At 71.4% G+C, this 8,248-nt stretch carries 8 protein-coding genes; 6 read left to right on the forward strand and 2 right to left on the reverse strand.

Going from position 1 to position 8,248, the window contains the following annotated elements; all coding sequences use genetic code 11:
• From ACFE86_RS19595 to hslU, 6 genes are all read left to right on the forward strand, one after another.
• On the forward strand, positions 1 to 1,298 hold a 1,298-nt coding region (locus ACFE86_RS19595; RefSeq protein ID WP_375456999.1), incomplete at its 5' end, for an ATP-binding cassette domain-containing protein.
• The gene (locus ACFE86_RS19600; protein ID WP_375457000.1) at positions 1,291 to 2,013 is read left to right on the forward strand and encodes an ABC transporter ATP-binding protein; all 723 of its coding nucleotides are present in this window, start codon (positions 1,291 to 1,293) and stop codon (positions 2,011 to 2,013) included. The genes ACFE86_RS19595 and ACFE86_RS19600, both read left to right, overlap by 8 nt.
• A 118-nt stretch (positions 2,014 to 2,131) precedes the next feature.
• Entirely contained in the window at positions 2,132 to 2,668 is a 537-nt protein-coding gene (gene hslV / locus ACFE86_RS19605) for an ATP-dependent protease subunit HslV (protein WP_375457006.1), read from the forward strand.
• Positions 2,669 to 2,985: 317 nt separating this feature from the next.
• Complete coding sequence (locus ACFE86_RS19610) at positions 2,986 to 4,656, forward strand: methyl-accepting chemotaxis protein (protein ID WP_375457001.1); 1,671 nt, start codon at positions 2,986 to 2,988, stop codon at positions 4,654 to 4,656.
• A gap of 90 nt (positions 4,657 to 4,746) precedes the next feature.
• Entirely contained in the window at positions 4,747 to 4,965 is a 219-nt protein-coding gene (locus tag ACFE86_RS19615; RefSeq protein WP_375457002.1) for a hypothetical protein, read from the forward strand.
• The gene (hslU, locus tag ACFE86_RS19620) at positions 4,962 to 6,275 is read left to right on the forward strand and encodes an ATP-dependent protease ATPase subunit HslU (protein ID WP_375457003.1); all 1,314 of its coding nucleotides are present in this window, start codon (positions 4,962 to 4,964) and stop codon (positions 6,273 to 6,275) included. The genes ACFE86_RS19615 and hslU overlap by 4 nt, the downstream gene beginning before the upstream one ends.
• A gap of 53 nt (positions 6,276 to 6,328) precedes the next feature.
• On the opposite strand, the gene ACFE86_RS19625 is transcribed toward hslU, so the two are convergent.
• Both ACFE86_RS19625 and ACFE86_RS19630 read right to left on the reverse strand, forming a co-directional pair.
• The gene (locus tag ACFE86_RS19625) at positions 6,329 to 7,666 is read right to left on the reverse strand and encodes an EAL domain-containing protein (RefSeq protein WP_375457004.1); all 1,338 of its coding nucleotides are present in this window, start codon (positions 7,664 to 7,666) and stop codon (positions 6,329 to 6,331) included.
• A gap of 31 nt (positions 7,667 to 7,697) precedes the next feature.
• Positions 7,698 to 8,248 (reverse strand): MBL fold metallo-hydrolase (locus ACFE86_RS19630; protein ID WP_375457005.1); only part of this gene is annotated, 551 nt, incomplete at its 5' end.

An 8,248-nucleotide genomic window follows, 5' to 3' on the forward strand; every position in this document is an offset into this window, starting at 1 on the left:
GGTACGTCGCCCCGAACTCCTACGGCTTCGAGCTCACCGTGCTGTTCCTGCTCGCCGTCACCATGGGAGGGCGCAAGTCGCGGGCAGGGCCGCTGATCGGGTCGGCGATCATCGTGATGATGCCTAACATCCTGGCCGACATCCAGCTCGTGCGGATCATGGCCGGCATCATCGCCGCCGCCGCGCTGGTCGTCGGGGTGCAGGCGTTCGTCCGCAGGACCGAGAACCGCACTGCCATCCTCGTGCCGGTGGTGCTGTGCGTGCTGTTCCTGCCGGCGACGCTGGCGCTGCAATCGGTGACCGACTTCCGCCTCACCGTATTCGGCCTGATGATCCTGTTCGTGGTCTACTACCTGCCCGACGGCATCGTCGGCTTCTTGCGCGAGAAGGTCCCGGCGCTGCGGCCGGCTCACACCGCGGAGGGCAAGGCGGTGGCCGCCGAGGGCGCGGCGCTAATCGCGCAGCGCGGCAAGGCGGCAGGCACCGAGCCATTGCTGCGGGTCGAGCAGGCGCTGATGCAGTTCGGCGGCCTGAAGGCGCTCGCCGGCGTCGACCTCGTCGTCCGGCCCGGCACGATCCACGGGCTGATCGGCCCGAACGGCTCGGGCAAGAGCACGATGATGAACGTGCTCACCGGCATCTACAAGCCGACCGCGGGCGCGGTGATCCTCGCCGCCGGCGGGGCCGACCGGCGCCTCGACGGACGCACGCCCTCCGAGATCGCGCTGGCCGGCGTCGCGCGGACCTTCCAGAACGTCCAGCTCTTCCGCGAGATGACGGCGCTGGAGAACGTGCTGGTGGGCCTGCACCATGCCTTCCACGGCACGCTCGTGGACGCCATCCTCGGCACGCCCCGGCGCCGGCGCGAGGAGAGCGAGGCCAGAGCCCGCGCCATGGCGATCCTCGATTTCATGGGGCTTGCGAGCCTCGCGCAGGTCGAGGCGCGCAACCTCCCCTACGGCAAGCAGCGCCTGCTGGAGATCGGCCGCGCGCTGGCGCTCGATCCCGTGCTGCTGCTGCTCGATGAGCCGGCCGCGGGGCTCACCGCGCCCGACATCGCGGATCTGACCGCGATCATCCGCAAGATCCGCGACGCCGGCATCACCGTGATCCTGATCGAGCACCACATGGACGTGGTGATGGGCCTGTGCGACCGGGTCAGCGTGCTCGATTTCGGCCACAAGATCGCGGAAGGCGGCGCCCGCGAGGTGCAGGCCGACCCGAAGGTGATCGAAGCCTATCTCGGCAGCGCCGAGGCCGACGCGGAGACCGAGCAGAAGGCCCCCGTCCATGCTTGAGGTCGCCAACCTGTCGGCCGGCTACGGCCAGATCGAGGTGCTGCACGGCCTGTCCTTCGCGGTGCGCAAGGGGCAGGTCGTCACGCTGATCGGCTCGAACGGGGCCGGCAAGACCACGACGATGCGCGCGTTGTCGGGCATGATCCAGCCGCGATCCGGCTCGATCCGCCTCGCCGGCCGCGAGATCTCCGGCCTCGACAGCCACGACGTGGCGCGCGCCGGCCTCGCCCACTCGCCCGAAGGGCGGCGCGTCTTCCCGACGCTCTCGGTGGAGGACAACCTGACGCTCGGCGCCTTCCCGCGGCTCACCGGCTCGCGGCCGAAGGGCGATGTCGCCGCCGACCGCGAGCGCGCGTTCGTGCTGTTCCCGCGCCTCAAGGAGCGCCGCGCGCAGCTCGCCGGCACGCTCTCGGGCGGCGAGCAGCAGATGCTGGCGATGGGCCGCGCCCTGATGCTGCGCCCGGAGATCCTCCTGCTGGACGAGCCGTCGATGGGTCTGGCGCCCAAGCTCGTGGAGGAGGTGTTCCGCATCATCCGCCAGCTCAAGGAGGAGCAGGTGACGATGCTCTTGGTCGAGCAGTTCGCCATGGCGGCCCTGGGCGTGGCCGACCACGCCTACGTGCTGGAGAACGGCCGCATCCGCTTCCAGGGCCCGGCGGCGCAGTTGAAGAACGACCCGGCGGTGCGCGCGGCCTATCTCGGCGGCGACCACTGAGGGAAGGGGACCTGACGGGCGCTTGGCAATCGGGAGGCGCAGCCCCCACCTGAACGCCGCACGCCAAAGTCCAGACGAGGAACCCGCCTTGGCACATGATGAATCCGGCCCGCCGCGGATGCACGCCACCACCATCCTGATGGTGCGCAAGGGCGGCCGCGTCGTCGTCGGCGGCGACGGGCAGGTCAGCCTCGGCCAGACCATCGTGAAGGGCAACGCGCGGAAAGTCCGGAAGCTCGCCAAGGGCGCGGTGATCGGCGGCTTTGCCGGCGCGACGGCGGACGCCTTCACCCTGTTCGAGCGGCTGGAGGCGAAGCTGGAGCAGTATCCCGGCCAGCTCACCCGCGCCTGCGTCGAGCTGACCAAGGACTGGCGCACCGACCGGTACCTGCGCCGCCTGGAGGCGATGATGCTGGTGGCCGACAGGGATGTCAGCCTGCTGCTCTCGGGCGCCGGCGACGTGCTGGAGCCGGAGGGCGGGGTGATGGCGATCGGCTCGGGCGGCAACTACGCGCTCTCGGCCGCCCGCGCGCTCGAGGACGGCGACCTCGACGCGGAGGCGGTCGTGCGCAAGGCGATGCGCATCGCCGCCGAGATCTGCGTCTACACCAACGGCAGCCTCGTGATCGAGGCGCTCGACGCCGCGACCGGCTGAGACCGGCCCCGGTCGCCGGGCCGTACCTGTTGCAATCCTGCTTGTCGAAGCTGTAACCGAGGTCGCTGCCGAAGTCGTGCGGCCTCGTATCGGGTGACGACGTCGCGGCGACGGGGAACAAGCGCCGGAGAAGAAGCCGAAATCCGGAGGCCGGGTCGTTCGCGATGCGGTATCGCTCCATCGTCTGCTTTCGTGCGGTGATACGAATTCAATCGTCGTATAATCCCGGCACGAAAATTGTCGCCATACGGCAATATTAACTTGATCTTGAGAGACATCCGCCATCCTGTGCGCAACCAACCAGGAAATCGGCATTCATGAAGATCCGCGGCAAGCTTCTCGGGTTCGTCTGCGCCTCCAGCCTCGTCACCCTCACGGTTGCCGGCATCAGCCTCACGACGCTGCACAGCTTCAACGATGCGGTCGCCGCGTCCCGCAACGCCACCGAGAACGCGCTGTTTGCGGCCGAACTCAACCGGCTCGCCACCGACACGGCGCTCGAATCCCGGGGCGTCTACGCGGCGCCGGACACGCAGGTCGCGCGCAAGTACGCCGCCGGCATCATGCGCGATCTCTCCGCCATCGACGCCCTGCTGGGCGTCTGGCGGCCGCTGGTGCCGGGCGCCGAGCGGGCGCTGTTCGAGACGATCGTCGGGGACGCGGCGGCGTTCCGGCGCCACCGGACCGAGACGGCGCGGCTGGGCACCGAGGTCTCGCCCAAGGCCGCCGCCGAGCAGGGCTTCACCGACGAGAACCGCAACAACCGCGTGGCCTTCCAGGCGGGCATCGACGCCTTCGTGACGCGTGCCCACGCGCGGATCGAGACCCAGAACCGGGCCATCGAGGCCCTCTACGCGGACCGGCTGCGCTGGCTCCTCGCGCTCGCGCTCGGCGGCACCCTCGGCGGCCTGCTAATCGGCGGCGTGTTCGGACATCGCCAGATCGCGCGGCCGCTGACGGCGGTCTCCACCGCGATCCGCCGCCTCGCGGAGGGCGACCGCGACCTGCCCGCGATCAAGCCCGCCCGCGACGAGATCGGTGCGATCTGGGCGAGCATGCACACCCTCGCGGACGCGATGCGCGAGGCCGACGCGATGCGGCAGGGCCAGGCGAGCGCCGGGCTCGCGGCGGGCGCGGCCAAGCGCGCCGAGATGGCGGCGCTCGCCGACCGCTTCCAGGGCAGCATCGGCGGCCTCGTCGGCCACCTCGCCCACGCGGCCGGCGAGATGGAGGCGACGGCGCACGCCATGGCGGCCAACGCCGAGCGCACCAACCTCCAGTCCGATGCGGTGATGGCCGCGGCCGGCGCGGCGTCGATGAACGTCCAGGCGGTGGCCGCCGCCACGGAGGAACTCGCCGCGACCGCCAACGAGATCGGCACGCAGGTGTCCCAGACCTCGGTCGCCGCCGCCGGCGCCGTCGAGGGCGCCCGGCGCACCAACGACTCCGTGCGGCGGCTTGCCCAAAGCGCCGCCAGCATCGGCGAGGTCGTGTCGCTGATCTCCGGCATCGCCGGCCAGACCAACCTGCTGGCGCTCAACGCCACGATCGAGGCGGCGCGGGCCGGCGAGGCGGGCCGCGGCTTTGCCGTGGTGGCCGCCGAGGTGAAGAGCCTCGCCGGGCAGACCGCGCAGGCGACCGACCGGATCACCGCCGAGATCGCCACGATCCGCGCGGCCACCGCCGAGGCCGTGGCGGCGATCGAGGAGATCGGCGGCACCATCGGCTCCGTGCACGAGATCGCGGTGGGCGTCGCCGCTGCGGTGGAGGAGCAGCAGCTCGCCACCCAGGAGATCGCCCGCAGCGTCGGCGACGCCGCCCGCGGCACCGCGGCCGTCACCGAGACCATGGCCGAGGTCCAGGCCGCCGCCCTCCAGGCGGGTACCGCCGCCGCGCAGGTGCTGGCGGCGGCCGGCGACCTCGCCCGCCGCTCCGACGGCCTCGGCAGCGAGGTCGAGGGCTTCGTCCGCGGCGTACGCGCGGCCTGAGCGCCGTTGGGACGCGGGTCTGGAAAGCGGGGGTCTCCGTCCTTAGATCGGGGACATGCGACGGTTCTCCTCGTGCCTGCCGGTCCCCCGGTGACCGACCCTGCCCCGCGGTCGCGCGCGCGCGACCGCGGCACCCTGAGCCTTGCGCAGGTCGAAGCCGTCGACGGCCTTACCGGCAGGGCCGCCCCCGTGAGCGTCCTGGCGCTCGGCGCCTTTTTCCTGCTGCTCGGCGCCGGCCGGCATGCCATGCGGGGCCTGATTCTGCGCGGCCCGGCAGCCGGTCTGCCGCACCCGATCGGAGCGCGATGACCACCTTCTCCCCCCGCGAGATCGTCTCGGAACTCGACCGCTTCATCGTCGGCCAGCACGACGCCAAGCGCGCGGTGGCGATCGCGCTGCGCAACCGCTGGCGCCGGCAGCAGCTCACCGGCCCCCTGCGCGAGGAGGTCGCGCCCAAGAACATCCTGATGATCGGCCCCACCGGCTGCGGCAAGACCGAGATCGCACGCCGTCTGGCCCGGCTCGCCGGCGCCCCGTTCCTGAAGATCGAGGCGACGAAGTTCACGGAAGTGGGCTATGTCGGCCGCGACGTGGAGCAGATCGTGCGCGACCTCGTCGAGGTGGCGATCGGCCTCGTGCGCGAGGAGAAGCGCAGGGCCGTGAAGGCCAAGGCGGAGGCTTCGGCCGAGAACCGCATCCTCGATGCGCTCGTCGGCCCCACTGCCTCGGCGCCGACCCGCGACAGCTTCCGGACGAAGCTGCGCGACGGCCTGCTCGACGACAAGGAGGTCGAGATCGAGCTGGCCGGCGGCCCATCCTCCGGCCTGCCGATGTTCGAGATCCCCGGCATGCCCGGCGCCGCGATGGGGGCGGTCAACCTCGGCGACATGTTCGGCAAGGCGTTCGGCGCCGCCAAGGGCAAGCCGCGCCGGATGAGCGTGCGCGACGCCCACGCGCCGCTGCTCGCCGAGGAATCCGACAAGCTCGTCGACGACGATGCCCTGATCCGCGAGGCGATCCGCGCGGTCGAGGACAACGGCATCGTCTTCCTCGACGAGATCGACAAGATCTGCGCGCGAGAAGGCCGCTCATCGGCCGACGTGTCGCGCGAGGGCGTGCAGCGCGACCTGCTGCCGCTCATCGAGGGCACCACCGTGGCGACCAAGCACGGCCCGGTGAAGACCGACCACGTGCTGTTCATCGCCAGCGGCGCCTTCCACGTCTCGAAGCCCGCCGACCTCCTGCCCGAGTTGCAGGGCCGCCTGCCGATCCGCGTGGAGTTGCAGCCGCTGACGGTGGAGGACTTCAGGCAGATCCTGACCGCGACCGAGGCGAGCCTCCTGAAGCAGACCGTCGCCCTGCTACAGACCGAAGGCGTCACGCTCGCCTTCTCCGACGACGCCGTGGACGCGATCGCCCGCGTCGCGGTGGAGGTGAACGGCTCGGTCGAGAACATCGGCGCCCGACGGCTTCAGACCGTGCTGGAACGGGTCATCGACGAGATTTCGTTCTCCGCAACCGACCGCTCGGGCGAGACGGTGGCGATCGATGCCCGGTACGTGCGCGACCGGGTCGAGAGCCTGGCCGCCGACGCCGACCTCAGCCGCTTCATCCTGTAGCGCCCGACCGCACGGGCCGGATGCGGGCCGGCGCCAGTCGTGTGGGGCGCGTCCTACGCGTCCGCCGCGCGCATCGCCTGCGTCAGGGCCGATGCGAAGCCCTCGGCGCCCTGCTCCCAGCGCGACGGGTCGGTCCCGTAGCAGTTCATGACCTCGTGGAATCGTTTGTGCGCCAGCCCGAAGGCGGTCTCGTGCAGCCCGAAGCGATCGAAGTAGCGGCCGATCCCGCAGGCGTGCGGATTCTTCGATTCCTCTTTCCAGGCGATGGGCAGGGGCTGGCAGACGAGGATGCGGCAGGTTTCGACAACCGTGAGATGGCTGGCATAGGCCCCGAGAAGCGACTGGGGCGTGCGCGTCGCGACCGGAACCTGATAGGTGCGCAGCCAATCCTCCAGGCGCTCGGCGGGCATCGGCCGCGCGATCCCGTAGCCCTGCACGAACGTGACGCCGAGGATCGTCAGGGCGTCGAGGATCTCGACGGTCTCGACGCCTTCGATCACGAGGCTCTTGCCGAGGCCGCGCGCGAGCGAGAGCAGGCTGAGGACGAACAGCAGATCCTTCGGCCGGTCGCGCAGTCCGCGGGCGAAGGTCTGGTCGAGCTTCAGGATGTCGAGCGGAAGGGTCTTGATGTTCATCAGGGAGGCGTGCGCGGTTCCGACGTCGTCGAGGGCGATGCGGACACCGAGGCTCCGGACCCGTTCGAGACCCTGGATCATCCGCCCCTCGTCCGCGATCCGCTCGTCTTCGAGGATCTCGAGGACGAGGCGACCGGGCGGGTAGGACCGGGCCCGGAGGGTGGCGTCCACGGTCCCGGCGAACCGCGCGTCCAGGAACAGGGATCGATCGACGTTGACCGACGCGTAACAGTCGGCGGCGTCGGACAGGCCGTTCATCGCGGCCAGCGCCGCGTCGAGGACGAGCGCGAAGAAGTCCAGGCGCCCGGATTCCGGGATCGCGTGCAGGAACTCGACGGGCGGGATGACCCTGTCGCCGACGAAGAGGCGTGCCAGGGCCTCGAAGCCGCAGACGCGCCCGTGGCGCAGGTCCACGATCGGCTGAAAGAACGGGCGGACGGCTCCGCCGAACGGAAACGGCGCGGAGACGCGCGGCTTCCTTCGTCCTTGATCCGTTCCCGGCATCGTCAGCATGACCGAATTCAATCCCGCGATCGTCGCACGCACCGCACCCTCGGCCAGCGGCGGCCAGCAAGCGGACGGCAGCGCCCCGGCGTACGGTGCGGGCTGCAGGCTTAACAAAGGTTTGTGCCGCTTGCGTTTCCGAGGCGCCGGACGATGCGTCGCGCTTCGGCGGCGCGGCGCACCGGGCGTCGGCGCGCCGCCGAGACCTTCGCCGTCGCCACGGACGGTTGTGCCGGGCAGCCGTTCTAGCATGCGCGGGCGAGGCCGCGCCGGTCCGCCCGCGTCAGGCGCCGGCCGCGTCGTCCGGCGACGGGGCGGGCCAGACCTGTCCCGGCCGCAGCGCGCGGAAGTCTTCGCGCGGGCGGCCGGCGGCGGCGAGCGCCGCGTCCAGCGCCTCGGCCGGGCGCTCGACGCCCTCGTCGGTGAGCCGGAACGTGCCCCAGTGATGGCCGAGCGCCCGGTCCGCGCCGAGCAGCCCGAGCGCGGCGACGGCGTCCTCCGGGTTCATGTGCTGCGCCTGCATGAACCAGCGCGGCTCGTAGGCGCCGATCGGCAGGGTCGCGAGGCGCGGGGCGCCGAACCGCGCCCGCACGTCGCGGAAGATCGCGCCGTCGCCGAGGCCGGTATCGCCGGCATGGTAGTGCACGCCCCAGGGCGAGGTCAGCACGAAGGCGCACCACAGGGCCATGCGCCGGTCGTTGAGGCCGCGGGCGGACCAATGGTAGGCCGGCGTGAGGTGGACACTCACGCCGTCGCCGAGATCGACCGTGCCGCCCCAATCGCGGGTCTCGACGTGCATCGTGTCGTCGTAGCCGCGCAGGATCGCGTCGTTGC

It is taken from the genome of uncultured Methylobacterium sp., assembly GCF_964244095.1.
Taxonomy (GTDB): Bacteria; Pseudomonadota; Alphaproteobacteria; order Rhizobiales; family Beijerinckiaceae; genus Methylobacterium.